Raw genomic sequence first — 1,522 nt, 5'->3', positions numbered from 1 at the left:
AAAGTTATGTCTCTGAGTGACGTTCTAATAGGTTTTATCACTAAGCTAACAAGGCTTCGGTGCCTCAGCCTGACATAATCTATTGCTGTAATAAATAATTTCGTTAGTCATTCCTGATGAAGCGCAGCGGAAGTCAGGAATCTCATTGTATTTAGGAGATCCCTGCCTACGCAGGGATGACGCCACGGAAGATAAATTAGCCTTAAGTCTAAAGCATGTAGCTCCCCAGCTCTGAAAAACTCTTCGCTATCGCTATGGGTGAGGTTCTAAATAGGTTTATCATTAAGTAAAACAGGCCTCGAGTGCCTCAGCCTGACATAATCTATTGCTGTAATAAATAATTTCGTTAGTCATTCCTGATGAAGCGCAGCGGAAGTCAGGAATCTCATTGTATTTAGGAGATCCCTGCCTACGCAGGGATGACGCCACGGAAGATAAATTAGCTTTAAGTCTAAAGCATGTAGCTTAGATCGCCCACGCAATTAAACATCTGACTTCTTCTACAGAAAGTGTACTCCTTTCAATTTCACCATTTGGCTCCAACAGATCACTGAGATATTTAAGTGCCGGTTTAATCCATGATTTGGAATTTTCTGTTTGATTTTGAATCAATACAGTCATTTGATAAAGAGTTGTAAGCTTTTGAAATAATACGGAGGCCGTAAGCTGCAGTTGATCACCCTCCATAGATGACATACTCCCTAATTTTGTCTTCAAATTTCTAAGAACACGGGCCATTAATTCTCGATGTTCGTCACTCTCCTCAACAGATTTTTCTATTTCTGCAAGCATCACAGCTAATCCATTACTTTTTTGAGATGCCCGCAACATATCTAAAATCATAATATTCCCGGCTCCTTCCCAGATGGGCAGTACCATGATATCGCGCATCAGCTTTGGCATTACACCATCTTCAATATAACCTATGCCTCCCATAAGCTCCATGCTTTCTCTCACGATGTAGACGCCCTTTTCTGCCGACCACTTCTTCACCATTGGAGTTAAAAACCGGATGAGCTCCTGAGCTTCTTCATTACCACTGTCAGCAGCGTCCAATGTTTCAATGGCTTTCCACGTCAGGTAAAAATTGGCAATGTGAAGACTTCCCAATTCGTATAGTTTTTCTCTTATCAACACATGCTCAATGGCCTTTTTCCCGAATGTTTTCCTGTTCACTAAAAATTGAAAGGCCTCAACTAACGCTCGCCTGGCAGTAGAGAGGGCAGCAACCGAATTATATAACCTACTCAGGTTGATCATTTCTGCCATTACTTTAAAGCCTTCAAACTCGTTACCTACGAGCTTGCCCACTGTGTTATTCAGTTTACATTCAGCACTTGCCATTGATCGTACTCCCAACTTATCTTTCAACCTAACCATACCCAAAGGATTAGGCGAGCCATCAGGCCTTGTTTTTTCTATCATGAAAATAGAAAGACCTCTAGTACCAGCCCGATCTTCATTGGTGCGAGCCAAAGCAAATATTATCTCTGCATTGGCATTACTACAAAACCATTTTTCT

The 1,522-nt window shown here is 41.5% G+C and carries 1 protein-coding gene; it reads right to left on the bottom strand.

Annotated features, from left to right (window positions below; all coding sequences use genetic code 11):
* Positions 1 to 465: 465 nt before the first annotated feature.
* Positions 466 to 1,522, bottom strand: a 1,057-nt coding sequence (locus E1176_RS01185) for an acyl-CoA dehydrogenase family protein (protein ID WP_281349501.1), incomplete at its 5' end; no start/stop codon positions are given.

It is taken from the genome of Fulvivirga aurantia (assembly GCF_009711475.1).
Taxonomy (GTDB): Bacteria; Bacteroidota; Bacteroidia; order Cytophagales; family Cyclobacteriaceae; genus Fulvivirga; species Fulvivirga aurantia.
This window is presented reverse-complemented; position numbering and strand designations above follow the sequence as displayed.